The organism is Jongsikchunia kroppenstedtii DSM 45133 (assembly GCF_000380485.1).
In the GTDB taxonomy this organism is placed as follows: domain Bacteria; phylum Actinomycetota; class Actinomycetes; order Mycobacteriales; family Mycobacteriaceae; genus Jongsikchunia; species Jongsikchunia kroppenstedtii.
The window spans coordinates 58,888-85,840 of sequence record NZ_AQYG01000045.1; the positions used below are offsets into that span (position 1 = coordinate 58,888).

Genomic DNA, 26,953 nt, shown 5'->3' on the forward strand with positions numbered 1-26,953 from the left:
GCGGTGCAATGAGGATATTCGCTACCGGCGGGACCGGCGCGATCGGCAGGCATGCCGTTCCTGCGCTCGTCGCAGCCGGCCACGACGTCCGCGCTCTCGCCCGGTCGGAGCCGAAAGCACGACAGCTCACCGCACAGGGCGCGCATCCGGTGCGGGTGTCGATCTTCGATCGTGACGGACTCGCCACCGCGATCACCGCATGCGACGCGGTGATCAACCTGGCCTCGTCGTTGCCGTCCACCGCCTCGTTCATCCGTCCGTCCGCCTGGGACGAGTGCACGCGAATTCGTACCGAAGGCTCGGCCGCGGTCGTCGACGCGACGCTCCGGGCAGGCGTACCTCGATTAGTACAGGAATCCGTCGCAATGATCTACCGCGACAACGGTGTTCGATGGATAGATGAAGCATCGCCGGTCGATCACTACCCCATCGCGACCGGCAATCACGCCGCCGAGGCCAACGCGCATCGATTCGCCGCGGCCGGCGGGGTCGGTGTCGTGCTGCGGTTCGGCCTGTTCTACGGACTGGGTGCCGACCACAGCGAGCAGATCGTGGCCCTGCGCCGTCGTCATATCGGTACCACCATCGGCGCACAAAACGCCTACCAATCGTCGATATATCTCCCCGATGCGGCCGCGGCGGTGGTGGCCGCGCTCTCGGCGCCGTCAGGCGTCTACAACGTGGTGGACGATCAGCCCGTCACCAGACGGGAGCACGCGGCCGCCTTGGCGGCAGCGACAGGAGCCCGTCCATGGGTGCCCGGGCCGGGTCGTCTCGCGCGGCTGTTCGGCGATCGAACGACGTCGCTGACGCGGTCCTTGCGGGTCAGCAACGCGCGATTTCGAAACGCCACCGGATGGCAGCCGCGGTTTCCCAGTGTGCGCGAAGGCTATCTCGACATGACCGCGCAGATCGAGGCGTCGCGGCGACGCGGATGATTGCGGACTCGGGCCGTACTCAGCCCAGTCGGCTGAGCGCCGCGACCGAGCCGTTCACACTCGCGTCGTACCGGAACATCCACGGCTGCACCACGCGCACGTTGACGTCATCGGCGCTCTGGCTGACCTTGTACCGCCATACCGGCGCACTGCCGTGCTTGGGATCGTAGGCGGAGATGGCGCCCGGACCGGGTTCGCTCGCAGCCATGTCACCGGTGAGATAGATACGGCTGCCGTCGAATCCGGAGTAGTCCATGTAAATGCTCGCCTGCAGCGAGCCGACCTTCTGGCCGGTATGTGCGTCCAGAACCGTCCAATCCTGGCTGTCGCCCAGCCCGCCGCGGTTGTAATACATCACGTAGTCGGACCCGACGAGCTTCAGATTGTTGCCGCCGTCGTAGTCCAGTCCGCCCTGCTGCCACAGAAGCTTTCCGTCGGCGAGCGAGTACGCGCCGGCAATGTCGTCGTTGTCCACCGCTCGGTACACGGGGATCACGTCCCCTTCGGTCGCGTCCGGGATGAACGGCAGCTGCCATCCGTCGAGCACCCGCCGCTGGATACCGAGCCGGTCGAACATCGTGACATGGTCGTTCTGCCCACTGGAATCGGCGAGGCTGACGGCGAATCCCTCGGCGCTGGCGATGATCTGGATCGTGGCGGAGTGCGTGCCGTCGCCCTCGGCCCGCTTCAGATCGGCGGCACCGTCGTACAGCAGTTGTCCGGAGTCCAGCCCGAACGCCTGCGCTCCGTCGTTATAGCTGGCCAACACGACGACGTTGCCGGCCTCGGAGAGCTCGGGGTTGTCGAGATTCGTTGCGGCCTGGCGGGTCCAGCTGCGGGCCCCGTCGGAGCTGAACCAGTTCAGCGTGATCGTCTTGTCCGAGATGTCGGCGGAGTACGCGGACGTCGGGATGAGGAATCCGTCGCCGGCGCGTTCGATAGCGGCGTAGCCCGGACTGTTGATCGGTTTGCTGCTGATCAGGTTTCCGGTCGCCGGATCGATGATGCCCAACACGGCATGCTTCTCCGACCGATCGGTGTACTGGACGCAGCCGATCCTGCCGTCGCGGCTGATCGCGCATTTGCTCGTCTGGAAGCCGCTGGGGGCCGGCCACAGCGCCTTGCCGGTCTGTGGGTCCACCGCCATGATGGCGCCGTTGAGATTCGGGTCGTCCGACTGCGCTTCGACGACCGCGATCTTCTCGTCCGCGGCCACCGTCATCAGATACTTCGGGCTCGTCTGCGGCCCGAACAGGGCGTGCGCATCGACGCGCCACAGCGGGTTCGGCTGTTCCGCAATCGATTTCAGCACCGGATCGGTGCCGGCGTGAATCGGCGGCGCCGCCGGCAGCGCGGCGGTGCCGGCCGTGCTCACCGTGGGCCGGATCGCGGCGACCGCACCTACGGCGACCAGCGCCACTACTGCGATCACCAATGCGCCGATCCCGGCGGTACGCCTTGCCATGCGATCAGCGAATCAGATCGCCGGCAAGGCGCACAATCGGCCCCATAACCGACACCGGCCGGCGCGCGGACCGCGGGCGATCCCCTAGGTCAGTGCGGCGGCATGCCGGCCGGCGCGACGCCCGAAATAGGACCCCTCACCGAGCTGCGAACCGCTGGCGTAGCCCTTGCTGTCCTGCACCAGGTTGGCCGCGCCCGCGCCGGCCGCGTAGAGGCCGGGGATGGCGTTGCCGGCGGCATCAAGCACCTCGGCGTCGACCGACGTGGCCAGGCCGCCGATGGTGAAGCCGGAGTACAGCGCCTTGCCGAGCGACATGTCGAACGCGCCCCACGGGCCGTTGTCCTGCGGCTCAAGCCATTCCGCACCCTTGTGGAACAGCGGGTCTTCCTTCTTCGCGGCGTTGGCGTTGTACTCGTCCAGCGTCGCCTGCAGGTTGCCGACCGGAATCCCCAGCGCCGCTTCCATTTCCGCGACGGTTTCCCAGCCGTCGATGAATGGACACAGCGGGAAGTCGGGGCGCTCCATATGCGCCTCGTCGACGATCAGGAACGCCGCGGCGTCGGGTTGATCCATCACGTAGCCGGAGGTACGCGAGTGGTACGAGTCCTCGGCGACGAACCGCTTGCCCTCCTTGTTGACGACCAGACCGGTCAGCAGCCGCGACGGCGGGTACACGGGTGCGGTGATGAACGGCTGGTCCATGTGCTTCACGGCGCCGCCGACCGACATCCCCATCCGGATGCCCAGGCCGTCGTCGTAGGTGTTGCCCAGGGTGTAGAACTTGGAGCCGAACTGCGGCACGTACTCGGCCACCATCTCCTCGTTCATCACGAATCCGCCGGCGGCGATGACGACAGCCTTCGCCTTGATGAATCCGCTCTCCTGCAGACGCTTCCAGGCGACGCCGACCACTCGCCCATCGTCCACGACGAGCTGCCGCGCACCGACCTCGTACTCGATCGGAACTTTCAGCGCCTCAAGCCGTTTCACCAACAGATCGGTGACCAGCTTGGCGCCGCCGGTGTCGCCGGGAACCGGGACCTTGTGGCCACGGGGCGCCGGCTTGGCCATGGTGTTGTACGGCCACACCTTCTCGTTGCCGGTGAACATCAGCCCCTGGGTCTGCGGCTGGATGACCGCCTTCTCCGGGTAGTAGGTGCGCTCGAACTGAAAACCCAAGCTCTCCAGCCAATTGAAGTGGTCAACGCTGTCCACGCAGTAGGCGTGGATCTTGTCGGGCTCGGGCTCGCGCGAGACCGCGGTGAGGTACTTCTCCATCTCCGCGGCCGAATCCTCATGCCCGGTCGCCTGCTGCACCGCGGTGCCGCCGCCGAGATAGAAGTGGCCGCCGGCCAGCGCGGACGTGCCGCCCGAGACCGCGGACCGCTCCAGGACCAACACGTTGGCGCCGGCCTCGGCCGCCTCGACGGCAGCACAGCCGCCGGACACGCCCAACCCGATGACCAGCACATCTACCTCATGCGACCACGAGGTGACATCGGCCGCCGACACTACTTCTGGGATCTCCGCCTTCATGGCAACCGAGCCTAGCGGTGCGATAGAACATGTTCTAGTTTTTCGACCGAGGTTCCCGGTCAGCGGACCGTCCAACGGCGCGCGGCCGGCGCATTACCTGTCGGGTAATTGCCGGGCCGCGCGGCGGGTCGCACGATCGATCCATGACCACGACGCTGCATCCGATCGCCGACATGTTCATCCACCAGGTCCTCGCGAACTCGCCGATCGCCAAACACCTGGGCATCACCGTCGAGGCGGCCGACATCGATCACGTCGTGCTGGCCCTGCCGTATGACGATTCGCTGGTCACGGTGGGCAACACCGTGCATGGCGGGGTGATCGCCACGCTGATCGATGTCGCCGGCGCCTCCGCGTCTGGATCGGGAATCGCCGACGACGCCACGACCGGCGGCGCGACGACGGTGCTGAACATCAACTACGTCACGGCCGCCAACGGCACCGACCTGACCGCGACCGCGGACGTCATCCACCGAACCCGACGACAGACGATCACCGACGTGGTGGTCCGCGGCGCTGCCGGTGAATTGGTCGCCACGGCTACCGTGACCAGCCGAATCTTCGTCGGGTAGGCCTCAGGTTGCACGAATCGACTACAGGCTGTAGTAGGAAGCGGTGGTAGGAGTAGATTCCACTACATGTCTGAATCGGTGAACACGCAGAAGGTGGAGCGGCCGGGGCCGTGGAACTACTTCCTGTACTGCTACGGCAAGGTTCTGCCCGCGAAGTACCACCCGTGGGTCGAGCGCGACCTGGCCAGCAAGGGTGCACCGATGCGCATCGTCGTCCGGTTCACTATCCCGGCGATCATCATCCTGTCGCCGCTGCTGCTGTTCCCGACGACCCCGCTGGTGCACGCGTCGATGACGCTTCCCATCCTGATTCCGTTCATCTACTTCGCTTTCGCGCTGAACAAGGTGTACCGCCGCCATCGGCTGTCGCAGCACGGCCTCGATCCGGAGAAGGCCGAGGAGCTGCGGCTGCACAAGGAGCGCCACGACCGCGCGGCCTACGAACGCCGTTACGGCCCACGCTGATTCAGCTCACCTGACCGCACCTGCCCGAGGAGGCCGATGCGCTCCATCCGTCGTCGCGAGGTAGTCCTCGCCGCAGTGCTGTCCATGATCGCCGGCTTCATCGACGCCGTGGGGTTCGTTCATCTGGGCGGCTACTTCGTTTCATTCATGAGCGGTAACACGACGCAGATGTCCGCGGATGCGTCGCTGCACATCTGGTCGTCAGCAGGCAAGGCGGCCGGCCTCGTGGGCACGTTCTTTGCGGGAGTCGTGTTGGGCGCCGCGGTCTCCCGCGTCGGCCGATCACGTATGTCCGTGCTGTGGCTGGTCTGCGCGCTGCTTCTACTGGCCGCCATCGTGGGCAACAACGGCGCGGATATCGCCGGGATGCTGCTGTTGTGCGCCGCGATGGGCGCGATGAACTCGGTGTTCCAGCGCGATGGCGAGGTCGCCGTCGGGCTCACCTACATGACCGGCACGCTCGTGAAATCGGGGCAGCGCCTCATCGACGCGTTCACCGGCGGCGATCGCACGCTCTGGCTGCGCCATCTGCTGCTCTGGTTCGCGCTCGCGGTCGGCGGCTTCGGCGGCGCGCTGGCCTATCACCACCTGGGGCTGCACGTGCTGTGGCTGACCGCCGCCGTCGCCGGCTTGGTCACCGTGATCACCGGACTGGTGCGAGGGCAGCTCTGGTGACGTCAGGCGTTGCGCCGCAAGAACTCCGCGGACGCCTCGTCGGCCGGATAGAACGACTCGATCATCAGCTCCGACACCGTCACATCCTGCGCCGTTCCCACCTGGGCCGCGATGCTGAACGACGACAGGACACTGTCGCCATACCGAAACCGCATGGGCAGCACCACTTCTGACGGATGCGGGTGCTCTTCGCCGCCCGGGTATCCGGACACTTCCTCGAGGAGATCCTCGAGTTTCGGGTCGGCGGTGTATTCGACACGGCGACGCAACTGACTCAGCAGATGCCCGCGCCACTGCGGCAGATTCTCGATCCGCGGCGCCAGCCCGTCCGGATGCAACGACAGCCGGACCACGTTCACCGGCGCCGAAAGTAACTGCGGATCAACGCCTTCGAGGAAGATCGCGATCGCCGGGTTCGCGTCGACGATCTCCCACCACCGATTGAGCACCACCGCCGGATACGGCAGATGACCCTCGAGGACCCGCCGCAGGGAGGCGCGCACCGTCGCCAACTGCGGCCCGTCCAACGCATGTTCGGGGTACGCGGGCGCGAAGCCACCGGCCAGCAGCAGGTCGTTGCGTTCGCGCAGCGGGACGTCCAGATGCTCGGCCAGCCGCAGAATCATCTCCGCGGTCGGCCGCGATCGGCCCGTCTCGAGGAAACTCAGGTGCCGGGTCGAGATGCTCGACTGGTTCGACAGATCGAGCTGGGTGAGGCGCCGCCGCTCGCGCCAGCCGCGCAACAGTCGCCCGAAATCCGCATTGTCGGAGGTCCGCGCAGCCGTCGACGCCGTCATGCCTGCGACGCTATCGGGTGCGACGACGTCAGTCGATTACCTCGGAGGTAGTGCGCTGACATCGCCGCACCCGGATAGGGATTCGCCTGTGCGAGCGCTACTTGGAGTCCAGATCCAGACCGCGCAGCATCAGCTCGCTCATCTTGCGTGGCGCCTCGACGAGCAGGGTGGTCGCCATGAGCGCCTTCGGCAGGGTGACGCGCTCCTTGTTGTTGAGGATCGCGTCGGCGATCTCGGAGGCGACGAAGTCGGGCTCCAGATCCTCCTTCGGCAGGATGTGCAGCTTGGCCGCCCGCTCGACCGCCCGCTGCGCCGGCGGGAAGCTGTTGATGTTGTCGATCATGTCGGTCTTGACGTTGCCGATCTGCACGAGCGTCGTGCCGACCGGCTTACCGGCGAGCTCCATCCGGATGCCCGCGGTGAAGTGGCTCAGACCCGCCTTCGACGTGGCGTACAGCGTGACGCCCGGACTGGTGCTGACCGCAGCCATCGACGACACGTTCACGATGTGGCCGCGGCCGCGCGCGACCATCGCGGGAATCGCCTGGCGGCACAGCTCCATCGGCGACAGCAGGTTCACCTGGATCAGGTTGCGCACCTCATCGGCGGTGGCGTCGGGGAAGAGACCGACGTTGTCCAGACCGGCGTTGTTGACGAGGATGTCGATCGGGCCGCCGTCGGCCTCGATCGTGGCCAGCAACTCGGCGACGGCCGCCGGGTCGGTCAGGTCGCAGGGATAGGCCTTGCCGCCCACCTCTTTTGCGGCCTCGTCGAGCTTGGCGCTCTTGCGCGCCACCATTGCGACGTCGACGCCGCGCTTCGCCAGCTCGGCGGCGATGCTCTTGCCGAGACCCCGGCTGGCGCCGGTGACGACTGCGCGAGTGTTGTTGAGTTTCATGCTGATCCCTCCTGATGCGGTCAGTTCGACACGGACCCGCACATGGATGCGATCCCCGTTTCACAGGCCGGCATGGTCGCCCGCGACATCTCTGTGCGATCACGAATGCACGGTGCGCCATGGGCTAAATGTTGGCCGTGAACAGCACGTTAAGCCCCCGCGCACCCGAAGTTCGCCCAAGGTCCCGTTGTGTGGGAAATCACTTTTTCGGACATGCTGTGAAACAGCTCATGATGTCGTGTATAAGCCCGTCGCCGGTTCGCGCGACGGAAAGCCGGCCGGGCATCGAGCCCGGCCTGCTTGTCCGCAAACGGTTTTCGGCGACCTACTCCTTGGTGGCGGCCACCAGCTTCTCGAGCTCGGCCGCAGCCGCATCGATGAGCGCCCACGTGTCGTCCACGAGCGCCGGATCGCCCTGCACGCCCACATCGATCGAATCGAGATAGCTGAAGACGGTGACGTTCATCCCCATACCCATGTTCAGCGGGCCGACCGGGAAGATGTGCTCGACGCGCGCGCCCGCGAGGTACAGCGGGACCGGCGGGCCGGGGACATTCGAGACGATCAGGTTGGTCTGCAGCGGCAGCTTCTGCTCGAGGCCGGCGTCCTGATACGCGCGCATGAAGAGGGTCAACAGAATCGGCGGAGCGATGTCGGTGAAGCCGACCTTCTCCTTCGCGGTCATGTCCTCGGCCAAACGCTTGACGGCCGCCATCCCGTTGTGGATCGCCGACAGGCGCTTCACGGGATCCTCGACGTCGGTGGCGAGGGAGGCCGCCGACGCGTACACCTGGTTGCCCAGCGCGTTGTCGCCGGCCGCACGCGTATTCATCGGCACCGTGGCGATGACCGGCTGCTCCGGCAGCGCGTCACGGTCGACGAGATAAGACCGGACGGCACCACCGACGACGGACAGAATCACGTCGTTGACGGTCACACCGAAGTAGTTCTTGACGAGCTTCACATCGGCCATCGGCAGTGAGGTGTAAGCGAATTCGCGGCGCGGGCTGATGATCCCGTTGAAGATCGTCCGGGGCGCGCTCAGCGGCCGCGGCGGCGGATCGTCGCTCCGGAGGTGGTTGATCGTCGTCGCCGCGCCCTCCACCGTCTGCACGAGGAACTTGGCCAGCTTCGGCGTGTTGGTGACCGCCGTCGCGGCCCCCTGCAGCAGCAGTTCTCGCTTACCGCGGCGCGGCTGCTCGTCCTCCTTCGGCGGCGTCGGCCGGTCCTTCGGGTTGGCGGAGATGTCGCACAGGACATCCGCGAGCCCGGCGCCGGAGACGCCGTCGAGCATCGCGTGGTGGGTCTTGGTGACGAACGCGACGCGGCCGCCCTCGAGTCCTTCGACAAACCAGCACTGCCACAACGGCTGACCGCGTTCCATCGTGCGCGACAGGATGTGGCTCACGATGTCGGAGAACTCTCGAGGGCCGCCCGGCGAAGGGCAGGCGGCGCGATGCATGTGGGCGTCGATGGTGAAGTCCGGGTAGTCGACCCACACCGGCTTATCGATCTGGAAGGGGACCTGCTGGATCCGCCGCCGGAACTGCGGCATGTAATCGAGCCGGCTCTCCAGATGCGCCTTGATGGTCTCGAATCCGAAGCCCTCTATCTCCGAGGGATCGAGAATCATCATCCCTAAGGTGTGCTGTGGCCACGCGCCACCCTCCATGGACAGAAACATTGCGTCCATGCCTGACAGTCGCTTGGTCACTTGGTACTCCAATCACGCTGAGCTTTGCGATTCGAGGAACCTACTGCCAAGCGGGCCCGAAAGCAGCCTCCGGTCCCGGTAAATGAGACTGTTCGTGGTATAGCGGGGTGCCGATTCCTACCCGCTGCGCAGGGCGCTGAGGATCTCCGGCGTCACCGGATCGGCGATATCGGCGTACCCGTCATGCTTCTTGAGGAAGCCGGCGACGACCGGGCAGACAGGCACGACATGCTTGCCGATGGCGCGCACATGATCGAGCTCCTGCTCGGTCAGGATGCCGGCCAGCCCGCGGCCACCGAACTCCGGCGGCACTTCGGTGTGATAGATGATCCGTTGCGGCACAGCCGATCCCGATTCTCGATCGATGAACTCGGCGAACCCCGCCAGCGTCTCGGACTCCCCGTCGAGCACGAAGATCTCGTATCGACTCGCAGCGTCGTTCACCGCGACGCGTACCGCCGCGCCGGACTTGTCGGTCAGGGTCATCGGGCGCTCCTCCTCAATGCAGCGGCGGATTGCGCCGCGGCTTCATCTGGACCGTGGGCAGTACCGGGGCGGGCAGCCAGCGTGGTTCGCCGACATATCCGACGACCTTGCCGAAACGTTCGGTCTGCTGCTGCCAGTCCTCCCGGAACTGCTCTATCTCAGCGTGCGAGCGGCCCACGAAATTCCACCACATCACGAGTTCCTCGTTGAGCGGTTCACCGCCGAGGATCAGCAGCCGAACGGGTTCGGTTCCGACGGCCTTGAGCGTCAAGGAATCCCGGCCGACGCCCACGCATCCGAGGTCGGCGCGCCCCAGCCGGGTCCCGTTCAACTCGACGACGCCCAGGTCCACCAGCACGCCATGTTCGAAGTCGGTGTCGACCGCGAGCGCCAGCTCGGCGCCGGGCTCGATCGTGAGCTCGGCACCCAGCAGCGGCGTGTAGGTCCGCGCCGGCGACTGCTGTCCGGCAAGCTCGCCGATGAACACCCGCAGCTCGCCACCATCGAGCGAAACCGGTTGCGTCACATAGTGTTCGAAGTCTCGTGCACCGTGGCGGGCCGATTCCGGAAGCGCCACCCAGAGCTGCGCCCCATGCAGCGGCTCGGCCGACGTGGCCACCTCGCTATGACAGATGCCGCCGCCGGAGGTCATCAGATTCAGCTCGCCCGGACGGACCGCCTGGACGCTGCCGATGCTGTCCCGGTGCTCGACGGTCCCGGCGAACAGCCAGGTCACCGTCTGCAGGCCGGTGTGCGGATGCGGCGGCAGATCCATCGAGGCGCCGTCGGCACGATCACCCGGCCCGCCGTAGTGGTCGGCGAAGCACCAGGCACCGACCATCGTGCGGTCGTGCGTCGGCAGGGTGCGACGCACCGTCATCGCGCGTGGCCCGCCGAGCGGCACCTCACGCGGCTCGACCACCTGGACCGGACCGGCGACCGCCGTCGACCCGCACCGGATCTCGTCGGGACGACTCTCCAAGTTGCTCATCACACCCCTGCCGACGAAAGACGCTACCGCTGACAGTGTAGGTCGCCGGCCCGGCCGATCTGCGTCAATCCGCCAATTGCCGCATATCCGTTCTTTGCGATATACGCGGCGGGACAAAGGATTTGACGTATGCTGGCGGCCCATTCCGGCGAGCGGCCGCGTAGCGTGTTCCTGGTGAGTGCGGCACTTTCCTGGCATGCGATAGCCACGTCGTGGACTTTGGACATCCACGCCGTGCTGGCGATCGCCGCCGCCGTCGGCTACAGCCTGGTCTGCAGCAAGGGCGCGCGGATCCGGCCCGATCGTGTCGTCGAACCGGCTCGGCGCGTCAGCTTCTATCTCGGCACCCTGGTGTGGCTGCTGGCCTCGATCAGCTTCGTGGGCGACCTCGCGGCCGAGCGATTCTGGGTGCGCGCATTGCAGATCGTCCTGCTGCTCTATGTGGCCCCGATGATGATGGCGGCCGGACGCCCGATCTCCGCGATCGCAGCGACGTTGTCCCCCGCGGGCCGGTTGGCCGGAATCCGACTGTTGCGCAGCGGATTTCTTCGGACGATCACCAATCCGATCACCACCTCGGCGGCGATGCTGGGCCTGCCCTGGGTGCTGATCTTCAGTCCGTGGAACATCACGTCGGTGCAGCATCAGTGGCTGGACGCGGTCACCCGGCTGATCATCCTCGTGGTGGGATTCGGCTACTTCTACGCCCGGCTGCAGGTCGACCCGGTGCCGCACCGGTACCCGCAGGCACTCAGCCTGATCATCACGCTGGTCGAGACCATCGCCGACGGCGTCCTCGGAGTCGTGCTGTGGCAGGGTCCGACCCTGAATCTCGCCTACTACGAGCGGGTGACCGGCGCGGACGCCGCCATGGTGCGCACCGACCAGATCGCTGCGGCCGGCATCCTCTGGATCCTCGCCGACGTGGTCGGCCTGCCCTTCCTCGCCCTGCTGATGGTCGCCCTCCGCCGCGACGACCGGCGGCATACCGCCGACATCGATGCGCAGCTGGACGCCGCCGACCGGGATCATGCGGCGGAGGCCGACGGCGAGCCCGAGGGCGGCGGGCTGTGGTGGACCCAGGACCCGACCCTCGCGCAGCGTTTCGGCGGCGAGCACTGACGACATCCGTCAGTGCGACGGCTTGGCCTCCGGCAGCTCCAACCATCGACCGACCCCGGCCGGCGCGTGCCGCAGGAGCACGGGCCACACCGCATCGACGACCACCGGCGCGACCAGCACGCCGATCACCCCGACCAGCAGTCCGGCGACCACGTCGCTGGGCCAGTGCGCACCGGCGTACACCCGACTCGTCGCCACGACTATCGCGATCAGCGCGGCGGCCACGACGGCCGCCCAGCGCCACAGGCGATTCGCGACGCCGGCCGTGAGGCTCAGGGCGACGATCAGCACCAGCGCCGTGGTGCCCGAGACATGGCCCGACGGATACGACTGCGACGCCTCCGGCGAGAGCTGGGTCCACGCCGGTGGACGGGGCCTATCGACCGACAGCTTCAGCACCTCGCAGAGCGCACTCGACACGGTCACGGCGCCGAGGACGGTCACGCCGCGCTTGAGCGCTCGATCCCGCCAGCAGAACAGCGCCGCCACCGCGAACGTGATCACCACGATCGCTCCCGGGCTGAAGACGTCGGTGAGCAGATTTGCGAAAGAGTTCATCCCCGCGCTGCGGTGATCGACCACCCAGTGGTTGGCCGACCGGTCCGGCGAGGCGAACGGATTGGCGTGGACCGCGATCAGCACGCCCTCGACCAGGATCACGACCAGGGCGAGGGCCGAAACCCACAGACGCCACGATGTTGCACGCATGCGGCCACTGTGTCCGAACGTCGCTGAGCAATCGCTGAGTCCGATTTCGGCCGCCGGCTCTAGACTTCCGACATGGTCAGCCCCGACGCGCCGCGTCGATCCATTCCGGGAATGCTCGGGTGGGTCCGACGCCACGGCGGCGGCGTCCGGATCCGGCTGACGGTCATCGCCACGGTGCTCGTCGCCCTGGCCCTCGCCGCCGCCGGCGCGATCGTGCTGCTGCTTCTGCACCGCTCCCTCATGCACAACGCGACGAACACCACTGCGGCCAAGACCTCCGACATCGCCGCGGCCATCGCGCCGCACGGGGTGGCCGGCGCCGATCTCGACGGACTGCTGGCGCCGGGCGGGATCGACGTCATCCAGATCGTCGATGACCGCGGCGCGGTGATCGCCGCCGACCCCGCGCATCGCGGGTACCCGCCCCTCGCGGGCGGTCGGCCCGCGCCCGGGCACACCGAGCAGGTCGAGGACGCCGATTTCCCGAACCGGGACACCGACTATCGCGGCACCATCCGGGGTGTGGCGACACCGCAGGGGCCGGTCTGGGTGATCGCCGGAATCGACGAGGATCCGCTCGATCGCACGGTGATCACCGTGGCGATACTGCTGTGCGTCGCCTTCCCGGTGATCCTGCTCCTGGTGGTCGCGGCGGTGTACTGGTTCGTCGGCCGCGCTCTGCGGCCGGTCGACTCGATCACCGCTCGCGTCGGGGAGATATCGAGTTCCGATCTGTCCCAGCGAGTTCCGATGCCGCCAGGGAGCGATGAGATAGCCATGCTGGCGACCACGATGAACGACATGCTCTCCCGGCTGGACGAATCGCAGCGCCGGCAGCGGCAGTTCGTCGGCGACGCGTCGCACGAATTGCGCAGCCCCCTCACGACGCTGGTCGGCATCCTCGATCTGGCGCGAAACACCAAGGAACCCATCGACATCGCCACCGTCGACGACGTGCTGCTGCCCGAGGCGCATCGGCTGCAGGGCCTGGTGGACGACCTGTTGACGCTGGCCCGGTCGGATGAGCAACGGCTGCTGGTCGAGCCGGTCGACGTGGACCTCGACGACGTGGTGAGCGACGAGATCCGGCGGGCGGAACCGCTGCTGGGCGTCGAGCCGGCCGTCACCATCGCGGCAGCCCGGGTGCGCGGGGACCGCGCCGCGCTCGGCCGCGCGATTCGGAATCTGATCGACAACGCATCGCGATACAACCAGGGACACATCAGTATTCACATGTCGACCGATTCGGCCACGGTGTCGGTCGCGGTCAGCGATGACGGTCCCGGTATCGCCGACGCCGACAAGGAGCGCGTGCTGCGCCGGTTCGTCCGGCTCGATGACGACCGTGGACGCGCCGCTGGAGCCCACGCCACCGGGACCGGGCTCGGCCTGTCGATCGTCGACGAGATCGTGCGCGCTCATGGCGGATCGGTGCGCGTCGGCGATACGCCCGGGGGCGGTGCGACGTTCACCATCACCCTGCCGCGGCAGCACGGCTAGCCGCGTCGGCGAAGGTTCAGACGTTCACCTTCCGCGGCCACGCGCGATGCTCCTTGTCGATCACGTACGGATGCGAGTGCACGTAGCCGCAGTCGATCGGAATCGCGTCCACGACATGGTCGTGGTCGACCGGTTCGGCGTGAAAATGACTGAGCTGCTCGGGTTCCCGGCTCGGCCACACCCACCACGCCAGCGCTACGCCGAGCACCGCCAGAACGCTGAGGACGATCCAGGTGGTCGTGAAACCCGCTGCCGTGGCGACCCATCCCGCGATCGGATAGGCGATCAGCCAGCAGGCATGTGACAGCGAGAACTGTGCGGCGAACAACGCGGGCCGGTCCGGCGCACTCGACGATCGGCGAAGGACCTCACCCGCGGGGGTCAGCACGGCGCCCGTCCCGACACCGATCAACGCCCACAGGAAGAACAGGGTCGGCCACCAGGCGCCGTGCGGGACGCGTGACAGCACGACCGCCACGATGCCCGCAACAGCGAGCGCCGTTGCGCCCGAGAGCATTACCGTACGGTCGGTGAACCTGACCAGTAGCCGCGGCGTGACGAACGCGATGACCAGCACCCCTGCGCCGTTGGCCGCGAGCAGCCACGCGACATCGGCCTGCGACCGGCCCAGTTCCTGCTGCACCAGGTTGACGGTGTTCACGATGACGATCGCGCCCACCGCGGCGACGGCCAGATTCAGCCCCAGCAGGCCGCGTAGTCGTGGCGTGGCCGCGAAGATCCGCATTCCGGAGAAGATCCGATCGACCACGCCGTGTCGGTCGGACCACGCCGCGTCAGGAATCCGGCTCGACACCACCATCGCCGCCGACAGCAGAAACCCGACCGCGGTGCCCGCGAATAGCCAATGGAACCCGGTGACCGTCACCAGCACCGCCGCGAGCAGCGGGCTCAGCAGCGTCTCCATCGTCGACGCCAGTTGCGAGTACGACAGGGCGCGCGTGTAGTCGTTCGCGTCCGGGAGGATGTCGGGCAGCACCGCCTGGAAGGTCGGCGTGAACGCCGCCGATGCCGACTGCAGAACCGCGACCAGCACATAGACCTGCCAGATCTGATCGACGAAGGGCAGCACGGCGACGGCTGCGGCCCGGGTCAGGTCCAGTCCGACCAGCAGCCGGCGGCGCGAGAATCGGCCAGCATAGGCACCGGCGATCGGCGCGACGATGACATAGACGACCATCTTGATGGTCAGCGCCGTGCCGAGCACCGCACCCGCGCGTGCCCCGGCGAGCTGGAAGGCGAGTAGCCCGAGGGCGACGGTCGCGAGCCCGTTGCCGCCGAGCGCCACCAGCTGCGCCCCGAACAGGTGCCGGTAGTCCCGGATCTGGAACAGCGACATGACGTTTCGCGAACCGTCAGCCCGCGGTCCGCGGCCGGTCCGCGAGTCCGAGCCGGAGATGCTCGGAGTGATAAACCGCCTCGTCGAGGAGTTGGGCGACATGGTTGTCGTAGAGGCTGTATTTGATTGATCGGCCCGCTCGGGTCCCGACGACGAGACCGAGATTGCGAAGCAACCGCAGCTGATGGGAGACGGCGGACTGTTCCATGCCGATCGCATCGGCCAGATCGGTGACGGCACGCGGGCCGTGGCGTAGCTCGGTGAGGATCAACAGCCGACTGGGGGTGGCCAGCGCCTGCAACGTGGTGGCGACATGCTCGGCCGAATCCGGGTCCAGCCGTGCGGCGGGACGGTCGTGGCCTTCGACTCCGTGTCCCATGCGGAAAGACGTTACCCGCCCACCTACATATGAAGACATCTTCATATGTTCTGTTATTGTCGAGTACGCCCTGTCGTCCGATGTGGAGGTGAGTGATGACCGCGTCCACCGCGGCCGCCCGAGAGGCCGGCGATGTCGGCGCGCCCGCGACGGAGCGTCGAACCCGCTTATGGTCACTGCCGGAAATACGCTGGGCAACAGCTGCTTTGACACTCTTCATGCTCGGCCTCGGCGCCCAGCTGGCGAGTGGGTCGAGCTGGTTATGGTGGGTGCTGTACCTCGCTTGTTATGCCTGCGGCGGCTGGGGCCCCGGGCTGGCGGGGCTGCGTGCCTTGCGCGAGAAAACGCTCGACGTTGATCTGCTCATGGTGGTCGCGGCGCTCGGTGCGGCCTCGATCGGGCAGGTCACCGACGGCGCACTGCTGATCGTCATCTTTGCCACGTCGGGTGCGCTCGAAGCCTTCGCGACCACGCGTACGGAGGACTCCGTCCGTGGACTCCTGCAGCTGGCACCGGAGACGGCCACGCGGGTGCTCGCCGACGGCACCGAGGAGGCCGTCCGCGCGGCTGATCTGGCGGTCGGCGACGTCGTGGCAGTCCGCCCGGGCGAACGCATACCCGCCGATGCCACCGTCGTCGGCGGCGCCAGCGAGGTTGATCAGGCGACGATCACCGGCGAACCGCTGCCCGCGGACAAGAGGATCGGCGACGAAGTGTTCGCTGGCACGCTGAACGGCACCGGCGTGCTGCGGCTGAGAACCGCTCGCCGCGCGGCGGATTCCGTCGTGGCCCGGATCGCCGCCCTCGTCGAGGAAGCCGGCCGGACGAAGGCCGGCGCCCAGCTGTTCATCGAGAAGATCGAGCGGCGCTACTCGATCGGCATGGTGGCGATCACCGTCGCGGTCTTCGTCATCCCGCTGCTGTTGGGGGACTCTGTGCAGGGCGCGCTGCTGCGGGCGATGACCTTCATGATCGTCGCCTCGCCGTGTGCGGTCGTGCTGGCGACCATGCCGCCACTGCTGGCGGCGATCGCCACTGCCGGTCGCCATGGCATCCTCGCCAAGTCCGCCGTCGTGATGGAACGACTCGGTACCACCACGCGCATCGCGTTCGACAAGACCGGCACGCTCACTCGCGGCATGCCGGAACTAGTCGAGATCCATGGCTTCCGTGTCGAATTCGATGACACCGAGCTGCTCCGGCTGACGGCGGCGGCCGAACATTCCAGTGAACATCCGCTCGCCTCGGCGATCGTCCGCGCCGCACGCGAGCGCGGGATCCGGCTACCTCAGGTCTCCGATTTCGTCGCTCGACCCGGACGCGGCGTACGCGCCCGCATCGACCACGGGATCATCGAGGTGGGCTCACCGGAGATCCTGCCGGTCGACGGATCCGCGCGCGCCAACGTCGCGATCGACGCCGTTCAGCAGCAGGGCTATACGGCGGTCGTGGTCGTCCGCAATCGGGAGCCGATCGGCGTCCTGGCCATCAGCGACCGACTGCGGCCCGACGCCCCCGCCGCGGTCGCCGCGTCAACCGCAGTGACCGGCAGCGCACCTGTCCTGCTGACCGGCGACAACCCCGCGACCGCCGCACAGCTCGCCGGCCGGGTGGGCATAACCGACGTCCGCGCCGACCTGCTGCCCGATGACAAGGTCGCCGCGGTACGTGCGCTGCAGGCGGGCGGCGCGCATGTCGCCGTCGTCGGCGACGGGATCAACGACGCCCCCGCCCTCGCCGCCGCACATGTGGGCATCGCAATGGGCGGCGCCGGCAGCGATCTCACGCTGCAAACCGCGGACGCGGTGGTGATTCGCGACGATCTCACCACCATTCCGACCGTCATCAGACTGGCCCAACGGGCGCGTCGGATCGTTGTTGCGAATCTGCTGATCGCCGCCGCATTCATCGCCGTGCTCGTCGTATGGGATCTAGTCGGAACGCTGCCGCTGCCGCTGGGTGTGGCAGGCCACGAGGGATCGACGATCATCGTCGGACTCAACGGTTTACGGCTGCTTCGCACCGCGGCCTGGTGCCGCGCCGGGCGAACCGACTGACCCGGCGCCGACCTACCCGCCGTCGGCGGCGAGACGGTAGCCGACACCGCGCACGGTCTCGATCGCCTTGCGCCCGAACGGGATATCGATCCGTTTACGCAGATAGCCCGCATAGACCTCGACCACGTTCACGTCACCGCGATAGTGTGGATCCCACACTTCACGCAGGATGTCGGTCTTCGACACGACATTGCCGGCGTTCTCCATCAGGTATTCGAGCATCGCGAATTCCTTTGGTGTCAGCTCGATCTCGACCTCGCCTCGCCGGCAGCGGTGCGCGGCCGGATCCAGAGTCAGGTCGCCCGCGGTCAGCACTGTCGGGCGCTGCGGGCCACCCCGCCTGGCCAATGCCCGCAGCCGCGCCACCAGGACCACCACCGAGAACGGCTTCACCAGATAGTCATCGGCCCCGAGGTCGAAGGCGTCGGCCTGGTCGTAGTCGCCGTCCTTGGCCGTCAGCATCAGCACCGGCGTCCAGATGCCGCGGGCGCGCAGCTGCCGCACCACCTCGTAGCCGTTGAGTCCCGGTATCATGATGTCGAGAATGATTACGTCATAACGGTTTTCGGTCGCCTCGTGCAACCCGTCGATTCCGTTCGACGCGAGCTGCGCGGTCCAGCCCTGGGCGACCACGGTCCGTCGCACCGTTTCGGCGACTCCCCGATCGTCCTCGACCACCAGCACCTGCATCGATCGAACCCGATCCTCAGCCTTCGGCGGGGCCGTCGGCCAGGTCGAGGGCCGGCCGGCGGCGGTCCGAATCGTCGTTGAACCACCGCGCCACCGAATTCGGGAACAGCGTGTGCGCCCATGGCCAGACGAGTTCGATGACCGCGGTCACCAGCAGGGCGCATGCCAGCGCGATCAGCACCGCGGCGATCTGATCGCTGGCCCAGCCGGCGCCGATGTAGACGCGGCTCGACGTCACAAATCCGGTCGCGATGGCGGCCGCATCGAGCGCGAGACGCATCCACAGCTTCACCGAGTACGCCGTCGCGACCCACGCGATGATCACCATGAACGCGGTACTGCCGGTCGAGTGCAGCGATGGATACGACGGCGCATCGGACAGCGAGATCAACCGCGACGAGGCCGGCGGCCGCGGGCGGTCGACGAATACTCGCAACACCTGAGCGATGGCCTGGGCGATCAGCACGGTCGCGATGATCGTCACGCCACGCTTCAGGCCGCGGTCACGCCAGATGAAGAAGGCGCCGATGAGGATCGCGAGCACGGTGGCCAGGATCGGTTCGGTGAGGTATTCGATGAGTTTGGCGCCCCACGTGAAGAATCCGTTGCGGTTGTGCAGCGCCCATTGATGCGTCGCATCGTCCATCGTGTCGAGCGGGCTGTTGTCGTCGCGAAGCAGCACGCCCTCGAGAGCCACAACGGCGAATACGGCCACTGCGGCCAGCACTCGCCACCAGGATTCCCGCATGTGATTACAGTGCCGTATCGACCGTCCAAATGTGTAGTTCTACCACTGTGATCGCGCTCAATTTGTGTCCGCGCACACCGTGCGATCACCACGCTTACACCGAACGAGCACATCGGCCGAACCCGAACCAGCATCTCGGCCCAGCCGAACGAGCACCTCGGCGGAGCCGAACGAGCACTCGGTATCGCGTATGGTTCACCCATGGGAATCTTGGACAAGTTCCGGCTCGACGGCCGAGTCGTCATCGTCACCGGCGCCTCCTCGGGGCTGGGTGTGTCATTCGCGAAGGCGGCCGCGGAGGCCGGGGCCGCGGGCGTGGTGCTCGCCGCGCGCCGGGCCGACAAGCTAGCCGATACCGCCGAGCTGGTGTCGGCGGCCGGCGCCAAGCCCCTGGTCGTGGCGGCCGATGTCGCCATGCCCGAGGACGCGACCAAAGTCGTCGAAGCGGCGATGGCGGAGTTCGGGCGGGTCGACGTACTGGTGAACAACGCGGGCATCGGCACCGCGGTCCCGGCCACCAGGGAGACCGTCGACGAGTTCACCCGGGTGGTCGACATCAACCTCAACGGTTCCTATTGGATGGCCCAGGCCTGCGGACGCGTCATGCAGTCCGGCAGCTCGATCATCAACATCGCCAGCATCCTGGGCATCACCACTGCCGGGCTGCCGCAGGCTGCCTACGCCGCCAGCAAGGCCGGCGTCATCGGCCTCACCCGCGACCTCGCCCAGCAGTGGGGCGGCCGAAAAGGCATCCGTGTCAACGCGATTGCGCCGGGCTTCTTCAAGTCCGAGATGACCGACAGCTACAAGCCGGGTTACCTCGAGGCGATGGCGCCGCGGCTGGTCTACGGCCGCACGGGCGACCCCGAAGAGCTTGCGGCGACGATGATCTGGCTGGCCTCGGACGCCGGCGGCTATGTCTGCGGCCAGACGGTGACCGTCGACGGCGGCGTCAGCATCACCTAGCGACCGCCTGGCGCCCGCGTCAATCCGGCGGGTTCCGTCGCCCCGCGATGACACAATCGTCGGGTGTCAGTACCGCATCTCGACCAGGCCGATCTCACGCTCAAACTCAGCCGCGACCAGGAGGCCGAGCGACTGAAGGTCGCGCAGGATCGACTGCTCATCCTTCGGCTGCTGCTCGGCGGCCAGATCGGCACCGGCGAACTGGGGCCGCCGCTGTGCGTGCTCTTCGAAGGCTGGGACGCCGGCGGCAAGGGCGGGGCAATCAAACGCCTTGTCGCGCCGCTTGATCCGCGGCATGTCCGGGTCGCACAGTTCGCCGCGCCGACGCATGACGAGAAGCGGCACCACTTCCTCTGGCGGTTCTGGCCGGCGCTGCCGGGCTGGGGCGGCATGGCCGTGCTGGACCGCTCCTGGTATGGCCGCGTCCTGGTCGAACGCGTGGAAGGCTTTGCAACGGAAGCGGAATGGCGCCGGTCGTATACCGAGATCGTCGACTTCGAACGCAGCCTGGCCGACGAGGGCATGATCATCGTCAAGTTCTGGCTGCACCTGTCGCCGGACGAACAGCTCCGGCGATTCGAGGCGCGCGCCGCCGATCCAACCAAGCGCTGGAAGCTCACCGACGAGGACTGGCGCAACCGCGAGCGGCACGACGACTACGTGGCCGCGGTGAACGAGATGTTTGCGCGCACCAGTCACGACAAAGGCCCGTGGACGGTCGTGTCGGCCGAAGACAAACGCTATGCGCGCGTGCAGGTGGTCGAGACCGTCGCCGACGCGATCGAAACCGATCTGCGTCAACGCGGCATCGAAATTCCCGACCTCTAACTGGCGCCAGCGCAGCGACCGGCCGCGTTATGGCGAAGGCCCGCAAGGGAGAGCGCCTTTGCAGACCTCCGCCAACCTTGCCGGATCGTCCACCTGATCACCAGTCGGTGATGGATCAGGCCAGCTTGGCGAAGTGCTTCGAGGTGCGCTTCATCGCGGTGGCCAGGACGCCGTCGAGCACCTTGCCGGCGAACTTCGGGTTGCCCATCGGACCCGAGCCCTCGAGCGCGAAGGTCCACTCGAAGCGGGCACCGGTCTCGGTCGGCGTGATCACGTAGTCCTCGGCGAAGACCTTCAGCCCGGGGACCGGGAGCGGCAGCTTCTCGATGTAGAACGCCTTGCGCTTGCCCTCTTCCCAGACGAAGAACGTCTCGGTGGCCGCCGGGCCGACGGGCGGTCCGGCCTGGCGGGTGGCGCCGACGCCGGTGCGCTGCGGACCCCACACGACCTTGAGGCCGACCCACTTGAGCGCGTTGTCGCCGGTCAGCTCGCGCCAGACGACGTCGGGCGATACCGGGAGCTCGACCGACTTGGTCACCTTGACCGGTGCGTTTGCCAGAAATGCTTCGTTGGCGGATTGCAGAACAGCCATCATCGGCCTTTCGTCGGGGCAGGCGAGACGATCTCGCCGGGTTGTCTCGGAGTCTAAATCGCTATTGTCTCCGTGTCCAACAAGGATCCGCGGCGCGGTGAATTCCATGTTCCCGCCCGCGTCGCTCTACCCTTTCCCGTATGGCAGCTGTGCACAAGGTATTCGCGGCCCGGCTGGCCGGAATGGTGGTGCTAGGACCCGACGGCGAATCCATCGGCCGAGTGCGCGATGTGGTGGTCTCCATGCGGATCGACAACCGCGAACCGCGGGTACTCGGGCTCGCAGTCGAAATGATCACCCGCCGAAGAATTTTCGTGCCGATGCTGCGCGTCGCGGCGATCGATCCCAGCTCGGTGCATCTGAACACCGGAACCGTCAGCCTGCGCAAGATCGAGCTGCGTCCCGGGGAGGCCCTGGTACTCGGCCAGATTCTCGACTCACCTGTCCAGGTCGACGACCCCGAACTCGAAGATCTCCACGGCCGCGACGTATTCGTGGTGGACCTCGGTCTCGAGCAGACCCGCACGCGCGACTGGCTGATCTCGCGGGTTGCGGTGCGCGCCCCGCGCTCACTGCTCGGCCGACGCGGCGAGACCCATGTCGTCCCGTGGGGCCACGTCCGCGGCCTGACCAGTACCGCGCTCGGCGTACCCGGACACGGCGTCAGCACCGCGTTGGCCCAGTTCGAGGGGATGCGCCCGGCCGACGTCGCGAACGCCCTGCGTGAGCTGCCCGACCAGCGGCGGCACGAGGTAGCCGCGGCACTCGACGACGAACGGCTCGCCGACGTCATCCAGGAGCTCCCCGAGGGCGACCAGACCGATCTGCTCACCCGGCTCGGATCGGCCCGCGCGGCCGACATCCTCGAGGCCATGGACCCGGACGACGCCGCCGACGTCCTCGGTGTGCTGCCGATCAGCGACGCCGAGAAGCTGCTGCAGGAGATGGATCCCGTTGAGTCCGAACCGGTTCGACGACTGCTCACGCACTCCCCGGATACCGCCGGCGGTCTGATGACTCCGGAACCGGTCGTGCTGACCGCGGCGGCGACTGTCGCGGAAGCGCTCGCCCGCGTGCGCAACCCCGACCTGACACCGGCGGCCGCGAGCCTCGCATTCGTCGTCCGACCGCCGACCGCGACGCCGACCGGCAAATATCTCGGCTGCGTGCACCTGCAGGCGCTGCTACGGGAGCCGCCGGCCAACCTGATCGGCGGGATCGTCGATGCCGACCTGCCTCGGCTCAGTCCCGAGGACCCGATCGCCGCGGTCACCCGCTACTTCGCCACCTACAACCTGGTGTGCGGTCCGGTGGTGGACGAGGACGGGCATCTGCTCGGCGCGGTCACCGTCGACGACCTCCTCGACAAACTGCTGCCCGACGACTGGCGTGAACGCGAACCCGAAGCCACGACGGTGGAGGCCGAGTGATGGCGACGGAGAAGCGGTCGGGCAAGAAGCAGCGTCCCGACAAGCCGAAGCGCAGTGCCCGCGCCACGACCACCCGGCTCGGCGGCCTCGACATGCCCGGGGTGCGGCGCCGTCGGCTGAGCCTGGACGCCGAGATCATCGGTGTCTACAGCGAACGCGTCGCCCGATTCCTGGGCACCGGGCGCTACCTGGCGATGCAGACGATCTTCGTCGTCATCTGGATCGCGCTGAACCTGTCGGCCATCGCGATCCGCTGGGATCCGTACCCCTTCATCCTGCTCAACCTCGCGTTCTCGACCCAGGCCGCCTACGCCGCGCCGCTGATCCTCCTCGCCCAGAACCGGCAGGAGAACCGCGACCGCATCGCGCTCGAAGAGGATCGAATGCGCGCCGCACAGACCAAGGCCGACACCGAGTTTCTCGCCCGCGAACTCGCCTCGGTCCGGTTGGCGGTCGGCGACGCCGTCAGTCGCGACTATCTGCGCAAGGAACTCGACAATCTGCTCGACGAGCTGACCGACCGGATCGAGAAGCTCCGCGAAGCACCGCAACCAGGCCCGACCCCCTATAAGTCGGACGAATAGGCCCAATCGGTCGATCGTTTGGACTCTGTGTTAGGTATGGCTTAACTTAATCGCGTGGTGTGGGCAGACGCGGTACCTAACCTGCTGATCGGGCTCCGAGAAGGTCTTGAAGCCGGATTGGTGATCAGTATCCTTCTGGCTGCTCTGCGCAAGCTGCCGCCGGCCGATTCGACGGACGCGAACGCACACCGCTCCAGCGCGCCGATCTGGCTCGGCGTGCTCGGCGCGCTGTCGCTGTCGGTCAGTTTCGCCGCGGTCCTGACGTTCAGCACTGACGTACTCTCCGGCGGCGCGCAGGACGCCGTCGCCGGCGTCCTGAGTGTTCTCGCCGTCGGCCTGGTCACCGCCATGATCTTCTGGATGCGGCGCACGGCGGCATCGCTGTCGGGGCAGCTCCGCGGCGAGGTCGTGACTGCTCTGAGTCTCGGCGCCGGCGCACTCGCGCTGACCGCGTTCCTCGCGGTCGGGCGCGAGGGACTGGAGACCACACTCTTCCTGTGGACCGCAGCCAAGGCATCCGGCCACGCCGTCGAGCCGATCATCGGTGCCGCGATCGGCATCATCATCGCGATCGTGCTGTGCTGGCTGCTCTACCGCCAGGCAGTGCGACTCAATCTCGGGGTCTTCTTCTCGCGCACCGCGATTCTGCTCATCGTGATCGCCGCGGGTGTGCTCGCCTACGGGCTGGGCGACCTGCAGACGGCGGGCTGGCTGCCCGGAGCCCAATGGATCGCCTTCGACTTCAGCACGCACATCGACAGCAATTCCTGGTGGGCGTCCATCATCACGGGCATCACTCAGCTGACGCCGAAAATGACGGTGCTGCAGGTGACCGCATGGGTGGTCTACCTGGTCATCGTGCTGGCCCTGTTCCTGCGACCGCAGCCGGCACCGGTCGCGAAGCCCGCCGCCGCGGTTTCCGACGAGCAGTCGGCCACCTGGCTCGAAAAGGTCGCCGGTCGCCGGCTGTGGGCCACCGCCGCGACGCTTGTCCTGGTTCCTGCCGTCATCGCCGTGATCTTCATCGTGGCGCTGCCCTCGGCGAAGTCCACCCGCACCGACGTGACCCTGACCAAGAAGGACTGCGCCAAGAGCTGGCGCTCGGCGCATTCGGGCAAGCAGACCATCTCGGTGGAGAACAAGTCGGGCAAGGCCGCGGAGATCAACATGGTCAACGGGTCGGGAGCCGTTGTCGCCGAGATCGAAATGCTGGGCCCGGCCACGACCGCCGACATGCCGGTCACCCTCACCGAGGGCAACTACACGATCAAATGCTTGATGGCCGGACAGAAGACGCTCAGTTCGGCCACCCTCGCCGTCAGCGGCGGCAGCCATCTGCAGGCGCCGCCTCCGGTCGCCAAACTGACCGATGACGATCTGAAGGCGCCCAACGACCAGTACCAGCAGTACGCGGCCGGCGAACTGACGACGTTCAACGGGCTCGTCACGACTCTGCGCAATGACATCGCGGGCGGCAATCTCGATGCCGCGCGGACGGATTGGCTACCGGCCTACCTGTCCTGGGAGCGGGTCGGCGCGTCGTACAACAGCTTCGGCGATGCCGGCACCGCGGTCGCCGGGTTGCCCGATGGGTTGCCGGATGGGGTCAACGACTCCGGCTTCACCGGTCTGCATCGTCTCGAATACGGGCTCTGGCACGGCCAGAACGCGGCGCAGTTGACACCGGTCGCCGACCAATTGCTCTCGGATATCGCGTCACTGCAGAAGAATCTGACCTCCGATGACGTCGCCGGTGATCCGACAAACCTGCCGCTGCGCGCTCACGAGATACTGGAAGACGCTCTACGCGATCATCTTTCGGGCATGGACGACCAGGGTTCGAATGCCGCGTTCCCGGCCACCTACGCCGACATCGCCGTCACCCGTACGGTGCTGACCGAAGTCGCTCCGCTGGTGAACCCGCAGCGACCGACATTGATCGCGGCCGCGAACCAGAAGCTTGATGCGCTGCAGGCCGCGCTCGATGCGGTCCAGGCCGGCAGCCCGACGCAGTTCGTGCCCTTCAATCAGGCGACACTCGCACAGCGGCAGCGGATCAACGGCGCAATCGGCGACGCATTGCAGACGCTGGCCGGAATACCGCCGCTGCTCGACACGAAGACTCCGCAATGACCGAATCCGATACCGCCGGAACAGAACCGACAGAGGTACCAGAGCCAACAGGGAGCACCTCGATGAACGTCAATCGCCGCCGATTCCTGCAGGGCGCGGCCGCCGGCGTCGGCGGCACCGCACTGGTGGGCGGCATGGTGATCGGCGGTATCCAGGCCGACAACGATGCCGCCGACCACAGCGTGCCCACCAAGGGCGACTACCCGTTTCACGGGAAGCATCAGTCCGGCATCTTCACTCCCGGTCCGGAGGAGAAGCAGGCCGCGTCGAGCTACGCGTCCTTTGATCTGTTGTGTGCCAACAAGGCCGAGTTGACCGCCCTCATGAAGACGCTGACCGATCGGGCTCGCGTGCTCACGTCCGGGGGCGCACCGACCGACCTCGGCGTGGGCGAACCGCCCGCGGACAGCGATGTGCTCGGCCCGGATATGCCGGCCGACGGCCTCACCGTCACCATCGGCTTCGGCGCCAGTGCCTTCGATGACCGATACGGCCTGGCCGATCGCAAACCGAAACTGCTGCGCGCGATGGACGTGTTCCCGGACGACTCGCCGGACCCGAAGTGGATGCACGGCGATCTGATCCTGCAGCTGTGCGCGAACCACCAGGACACGGTGCACCACGCGCTGCGTGACATCACCAAGCACACCCGGGGCGCCATGCAGATGCGGTGGAAGATCGACGGCTACGCCGCCCCGCCGCGCCCGTCCGGTACCACTCGAAACCTGCTGGGATTCAAGGACGGAACCGCGAACCCCACCGGGTCCGAAGCCAAGGATCTGGTATGGGTGACCGACGACGCCGGCGAGCCGGCATGGGCCGTCGGCGGCAGCTACCAGGTGATCCGGATCATCCGGATGCTCGTCGAGTTCTGGGATCGCGTGTCGATCAACGAGCAGGAGAACATGTTCGGACGTCGACGCGACTCCGGGGCGCCGCTGGACGGCAACGCCGAATTCGATGAGCCGGACTTCAAGAAGGATCCCGACGGCGCGGTCATCCCGCTCGATTCCCATATCCGCGTCGCGAATCCGCGCACGCCGGAGACCGAGAACCAGCGCCTCATCCGCCGCTCGTACAACTACGACCTCGGCGTCGACCTGAACGGCAACATGCAGACCGGCCACGTCTTCGTCTGCTACCAGCAGGACCTGGAACGCCAGTTCGTCACGGTGCAGAAGCGTCTGGCCGGCGAGCCGCTCATCGACTACGTGCAGCCGTTCGGCGGCGGATACTTCTTCGTGCTGCCCGGCGTGCGGGACGACAAGGACTGGTACGCCAGCGGTCTGCTGACCTGACCGCCCGGCGCCCCGATCCGACCT

At 67.2% G+C, this 26,953-nt stretch carries 26 protein-coding genes; 13 read left to right on the top strand and 13 right to left on the bottom strand.

Annotated features, from left to right (window positions below; all coding sequences use genetic code 11):
• Nucleotides 1-8: 8 nt before the first annotated feature.
• Entirely contained in the window at nt 9-938 is a 930-nt protein-coding gene (locus tag G341_RS0108990; protein WP_018178793.1) for an NAD-dependent epimerase/dehydratase family protein, read from the top strand.
• A 19-nt stretch (nt 939-957) separates the two neighbouring features.
• On the opposite strand, the gene G341_RS0108995 is transcribed toward G341_RS0108990, so the two are convergent.
• Entirely contained in the window at nt 958-2,403 is a 1,446-nt protein-coding gene (locus tag G341_RS0108995) for a PQQ-binding-like beta-propeller repeat protein (RefSeq protein WP_155826882.1), read from the bottom strand.
• Between the two features lie 84 nt (nt 2,404-2,487).
• Nucleotides 2,488-3,939 (bottom strand): FAD-binding protein, encoded by a 1,452-nt coding sequence (locus G341_RS0109000; protein WP_018178795.1) that lies wholly within the window; start codon nt 3,937-3,939, stop codon nt 2,488-2,490.
• Between the two features lie 143 nt (nt 3,940-4,082).
• Here G341_RS0109000 and G341_RS0109005 point away from each other — a divergent pair, with 143 nt between their 5' ends.
• The 3 genes from G341_RS0109005 to G341_RS21545 all read left to right on the top strand — a co-directional run bounded on the left by G341_RS0109005 (nt 4,083) and on the right by G341_RS21545 (nt 5,651).
• Complete coding sequence (locus tag G341_RS0109005) at nt 4,083-4,511, top strand: PaaI family thioesterase (RefSeq protein ID WP_018178796.1); 429 nt, start codon at nt 4,083-4,085, stop codon at nt 4,509-4,511.
• 66 nt (nt 4,512-4,577) lie between these two features.
• Nucleotides 4,578-4,976 carry a DUF5313 domain-containing protein gene (locus tag G341_RS0109010; RefSeq protein WP_018178797.1) on the top strand — a complete coding sequence of 133 codons (399 nt, stop codon included), beginning with the start codon at nt 4,578-4,580 and terminating at the stop codon, nt 4,974-4,976.
• 36 nt (nt 4,977-5,012) lie between these two features.
• Nucleotides 5,013-5,651 (top strand): YoaK family protein, encoded by a 639-nt coding sequence (locus G341_RS21545; RefSeq protein WP_043451058.1) that lies wholly within the window; start codon nt 5,013-5,015, stop codon nt 5,649-5,651.
• 2 nt (nt 5,652-5,653) lie between these two features.
• Here the strand turns inward: G341_RS21545 and G341_RS0109020 are convergent, their stop codons facing one another.
• The 5 genes from G341_RS0109020 to G341_RS0109040 form a co-directional block, all read right to left on the bottom strand.
• The gene (locus G341_RS0109020; protein WP_018178799.1) at nt 5,654-6,448 is read right to left on the bottom strand and encodes a helix-turn-helix domain-containing protein; all 795 of its coding nucleotides are present in this window, start codon (nt 6,446-6,448) and stop codon (nt 5,654-5,656) included.
• 97 nt (nt 6,449-6,545) lie between these two features.
• On the bottom strand, nt 6,546-7,346 hold the full coding sequence (locus tag G341_RS0109025; protein WP_018178800.1) for an SDR family NAD(P)-dependent oxidoreductase: 801 nt from the start codon (nt 7,344-7,346) through the stop codon (nt 6,546-6,548).
• Between the two features lie 325 nt (nt 7,347-7,671).
• Entirely contained in the window at nt 7,672-9,039 is a 1,368-nt protein-coding gene (locus G341_RS0109030; RefSeq protein ID WP_043451060.1) for a WS/DGAT/MGAT family O-acyltransferase, read from the bottom strand.
• A gap of 138 nt (nt 9,040-9,177) precedes the next feature.
• Nucleotides 9,178-9,546 carry a GNAT family N-acetyltransferase gene (locus G341_RS0109035; protein WP_018178802.1) on the bottom strand — a complete coding sequence of 123 codons (369 nt, stop codon included), beginning with the start codon at nt 9,544-9,546 and terminating at the stop codon, nt 9,178-9,180.
• Between the two features lie 13 nt (nt 9,547-9,559).
• Nucleotides 9,560-10,537 (bottom strand): pirin family protein, encoded by a 978-nt coding sequence (locus G341_RS0109040; RefSeq protein ID WP_018178803.1) that lies wholly within the window; start codon nt 10,535-10,537, stop codon nt 9,560-9,562.
• A gap of 174 nt (nt 10,538-10,711) precedes the next feature.
• Here G341_RS0109040 and G341_RS0109045 point away from each other — a divergent pair, with 174 nt between their 5' ends.
• Nucleotides 10,712-11,659, top strand: a complete 948-nt coding sequence (locus G341_RS0109045; protein ID WP_026303443.1) for a cytochrome c oxidase assembly protein — start codon at nt 10,712-10,714, stop codon at nt 11,657-11,659.
• 9 nt (nt 11,660-11,668) lie between these two features.
• Here G341_RS0109045 and G341_RS21550 read toward each other — a convergent pair whose 3' ends face one another.
• Entirely contained in the window at nt 11,669-12,367 is a 699-nt protein-coding gene (locus G341_RS21550; RefSeq protein ID WP_018178805.1) for a phosphatase PAP2 family protein, read from the bottom strand.
• A gap of 72 nt (nt 12,368-12,439) precedes the next feature.
• Here G341_RS21550 and G341_RS0109055 point away from each other — a divergent pair, with 72 nt between their 5' ends.
• Nucleotides 12,440-13,867, top strand: a complete 1,428-nt coding sequence (locus tag G341_RS0109055; RefSeq protein ID WP_245556947.1) for a sensor histidine kinase — start codon at nt 12,440-12,442, stop codon at nt 13,865-13,867.
• 16 nt (nt 13,868-13,883) lie between these two features.
• On the opposite strand, the gene G341_RS0109060 is transcribed toward G341_RS0109055, so the two are convergent.
• Both G341_RS0109060 and G341_RS0109065 read right to left on the bottom strand, forming a co-directional pair.
• Nucleotides 13,884-15,224 carry an MFS transporter gene (locus G341_RS0109060; RefSeq protein ID WP_018178807.1) on the bottom strand — a complete coding sequence of 447 codons (1,341 nt, stop codon included), beginning with the start codon at nt 15,222-15,224 and terminating at the stop codon, nt 13,884-13,886.
• A 16-nt stretch (nt 15,225-15,240) separates the two neighbouring features.
• Nucleotides 15,241-15,603 carry an ArsR/SmtB family transcription factor gene (locus tag G341_RS0109065; RefSeq protein ID WP_018178808.1) on the bottom strand — a complete coding sequence of 121 codons (363 nt, stop codon included), beginning with the start codon at nt 15,601-15,603 and terminating at the stop codon, nt 15,241-15,243.
• Between the two features lie 95 nt (nt 15,604-15,698).
• On the opposite strand from G341_RS0109065, the gene G341_RS0109070 reads away from it, so the two are divergent.
• Nucleotides 15,699-17,660, top strand: coding sequence for a heavy metal translocating P-type ATPase (locus G341_RS0109070; protein WP_026303444.1), 1,962 nt, complete (start codon nt 15,699-15,701; stop codon nt 17,658-17,660).
• Nucleotides 17,661-17,672: 12 nt separating this feature from the next.
• On the opposite strand, the gene G341_RS0109075 is transcribed toward G341_RS0109070, so the two are convergent.
• Nucleotides 17,673-18,350 (bottom strand): response regulator transcription factor, encoded by a 678-nt coding sequence (locus G341_RS0109075; RefSeq protein ID WP_018178810.1) that lies wholly within the window; start codon nt 18,348-18,350, stop codon nt 17,673-17,675.
• A 16-nt stretch (nt 18,351-18,366) separates the two neighbouring features.
• Nucleotides 18,367-19,098, bottom strand: coding sequence for a phosphatase PAP2 family protein (locus tag G341_RS0109080; RefSeq protein ID WP_018178811.1), 732 nt, complete (start codon nt 19,096-19,098; stop codon nt 18,367-18,369).
• 201 nt (nt 19,099-19,299) lie between these two features.
• On the opposite strand from G341_RS0109080, the gene G341_RS0109085 reads away from it, so the two are divergent.
• Nucleotides 19,300-20,064: an SDR family NAD(P)-dependent oxidoreductase gene (locus G341_RS0109085; RefSeq protein ID WP_018178812.1), complete on the top strand. Its 765-nt coding sequence runs from the start codon at nt 19,300-19,302 to the stop codon at nt 20,062-20,064.
• Between the two features lie 63 nt (nt 20,065-20,127).
• Entirely contained in the window at nt 20,128-20,892 is a 765-nt protein-coding gene (locus tag G341_RS0109090; protein WP_018178813.1) for a polyphosphate kinase 2 family protein, read from the top strand.
• Between the two features lie 115 nt (nt 20,893-21,007).
• Here G341_RS0109090 and G341_RS0109095 read toward each other — a convergent pair whose 3' ends face one another.
• On the bottom strand, nt 21,008-21,484 hold the full coding sequence (locus G341_RS0109095; RefSeq protein WP_026303445.1) for an SRPBCC family protein: 477 nt from the start codon (nt 21,482-21,484) through the stop codon (nt 21,008-21,010).
• Between the two features lie 140 nt (nt 21,485-21,624).
• Here G341_RS0109095 and G341_RS0109100 point away from each other — a divergent pair, with 140 nt between their 5' ends.
• The 4 genes from G341_RS0109100 (at nt 21,625) to efeB (ending at nt 26,929) form a co-directional block, all read left to right on the top strand.
• Nucleotides 21,625-22,914, top strand: a complete 1,290-nt coding sequence (locus tag G341_RS0109100; RefSeq protein ID WP_018178815.1) for a magnesium transporter MgtE N-terminal domain-containing protein — start codon at nt 21,625-21,627, stop codon at nt 22,912-22,914.
• Nucleotides 22,915-23,006: 92 nt separating this feature from the next.
• Entirely contained in the window at nt 23,007-23,498 is a 492-nt protein-coding gene (locus G341_RS0109105) for a DUF1003 domain-containing protein (RefSeq protein ID WP_026303446.1), read from the top strand.
• A 54-nt stretch (nt 23,499-23,552) separates the two neighbouring features.
• Nucleotides 23,553-25,631 carry an iron uptake transporter permease EfeU gene (gene efeU, locus G341_RS0109110; RefSeq protein ID WP_026303447.1) on the top strand — a complete coding sequence of 693 codons (2,079 nt, stop codon included), beginning with the start codon at nt 23,553-23,555 and terminating at the stop codon, nt 25,629-25,631.
• A gap of 62 nt (nt 25,632-25,693) precedes the next feature.
• A complete protein-coding gene (gene efeB / locus G341_RS0109115; RefSeq protein ID WP_018178818.1) occupies nt 25,694-26,929 on the top strand; it encodes an iron uptake transporter deferrochelatase/peroxidase subunit in 1,236 nt (411 codons plus the stop codon).
• Nucleotides 26,930-26,953 lie beyond the last annotated feature (24 nt).

What these genes read in the sequence shown, in the direction of transcription:
- efeB (WP_018178818.1), top strand. Translation starts at nt 25,694, where the DNA reads ATGAACGTCAATCGCCGCCGATTCCTGCAGGGCGCGGCCGCCGGCGTC.
- G341_RS0109060 (WP_018178807.1), bottom strand. Translation starts at nt 15,224, where the DNA reads ATGTCGCTGTTCCAGATCCGGGACTACCGGCACCTGTTCGGGGCGCAG.
- G341_RS0109085 (WP_018178812.1), top strand. Translation starts at nt 19,300, where the DNA reads ATGGGAATCTTGGACAAGTTCCGGCTCGACGGCCGAGTCGTCATCGTC.
- G341_RS21550 (WP_018178805.1), bottom strand. Translation starts at nt 12,367, where the DNA reads ATGCGTGCAACATCGTGGCGTCTGTGGGTTTCGGCCCTCGCCCTGGTC.
- G341_RS0109025 (WP_018178800.1), bottom strand. Translation starts at nt 7,346, where the DNA reads ATGAAACTCAACAACACTCGCGCAGTCGTCACCGGCGCCAGCCGGGGT.
- G341_RS0109080 (WP_018178811.1), bottom strand. Translation starts at nt 19,098, where the DNA reads ATGCGGGAATCCTGGTGGCGAGTGCTGGCCGCAGTGGCCGTATTCGCC.
- G341_RS0108995 (WP_155826882.1), bottom strand. Translation starts at nt 2,403, where the DNA reads ATGGCAAGGCGTACCGCCGGGATCGGCGCATTGGTGATCGCAGTAGTG.
- G341_RS0109065 (WP_018178808.1), bottom strand. Translation starts at nt 15,603, where the DNA reads ATGGGACACGGAGTCGAAGGCCACGACCGTCCCGCCGCACGGCTGGAC.
- G341_RS0109100 (WP_018178815.1), top strand. Translation starts at nt 21,625, where the DNA reads ATGGCAGCTGTGCACAAGGTATTCGCGGCCCGGCTGGCCGGAATGGTG.
- G341_RS0109095 (WP_026303445.1), bottom strand. Translation starts at nt 21,484, where the DNA reads ATGGCTGTTCTGCAATCCGCCAACGAAGCATTTCTGGCAAACGCACCG.
- G341_RS0109055 (WP_245556947.1), top strand. Translation starts at nt 12,440, where the DNA reads ATGGTCAGCCCCGACGCGCCGCGTCGATCCATTCCGGGAATGCTCGGG.
- G341_RS0109020 (WP_018178799.1), bottom strand. Translation starts at nt 6,448, where the DNA reads ATGACGGCGTCGACGGCTGCGCGGACCTCCGACAATGCGGATTTCGGG.
- G341_RS0109030 (WP_043451060.1), bottom strand. Translation starts at nt 9,039, where the DNA reads ATGGACGCAATGTTTCTGTCCATGGAGGGTGGCGCGTGGCCACAGCAC.
- G341_RS0109010 (WP_018178797.1), top strand. Translation starts at nt 4,578, where the DNA reads ATGTCTGAATCGGTGAACACGCAGAAGGTGGAGCGGCCGGGGCCGTGG.
- G341_RS0109105 (WP_026303446.1), top strand. Translation starts at nt 23,007, where the DNA reads ATGCCCGGGGTGCGGCGCCGTCGGCTGAGCCTGGACGCCGAGATCATC.
- G341_RS0109005 (WP_018178796.1), top strand. Translation starts at nt 4,083, where the DNA reads ATGACCACGACGCTGCATCCGATCGCCGACATGTTCATCCACCAGGTC.
- G341_RS21545 (WP_043451058.1), top strand. Translation starts at nt 5,013, where the DNA reads ATGCGCTCCATCCGTCGTCGCGAGGTAGTCCTCGCCGCAGTGCTGTCC.
- G341_RS0109075 (WP_018178810.1), bottom strand. Translation starts at nt 18,350, where the DNA reads ATGCAGGTGCTGGTGGTCGAGGACGATCGGGGAGTCGCCGAAACGGTG.
- G341_RS0109000 (WP_018178795.1), bottom strand. Translation starts at nt 3,939, where the DNA reads ATGAAGGCGGAGATCCCAGAAGTAGTGTCGGCGGCCGATGTCACCTCG.
- G341_RS0109035 (WP_018178802.1), bottom strand. Translation starts at nt 9,546, where the DNA reads ATGACCCTGACCGACAAGTCCGGCGCGGCGGTACGCGTCGCGGTGAAC.
- G341_RS0109070 (WP_026303444.1), top strand. Translation starts at nt 15,699, where the DNA reads ATGACCGCGTCCACCGCGGCCGCCCGAGAGGCCGGCGATGTCGGCGCG.
- G341_RS0109040 (WP_018178803.1), bottom strand. Translation starts at nt 10,537, where the DNA reads ATGAGCAACTTGGAGAGTCGTCCCGACGAGATCCGGTGCGGGTCGACG.
- G341_RS0108990 (WP_018178793.1), top strand. Translation starts at nt 9, where the DNA reads ATGAGGATATTCGCTACCGGCGGGACCGGCGCGATCGGCAGGCATGCC.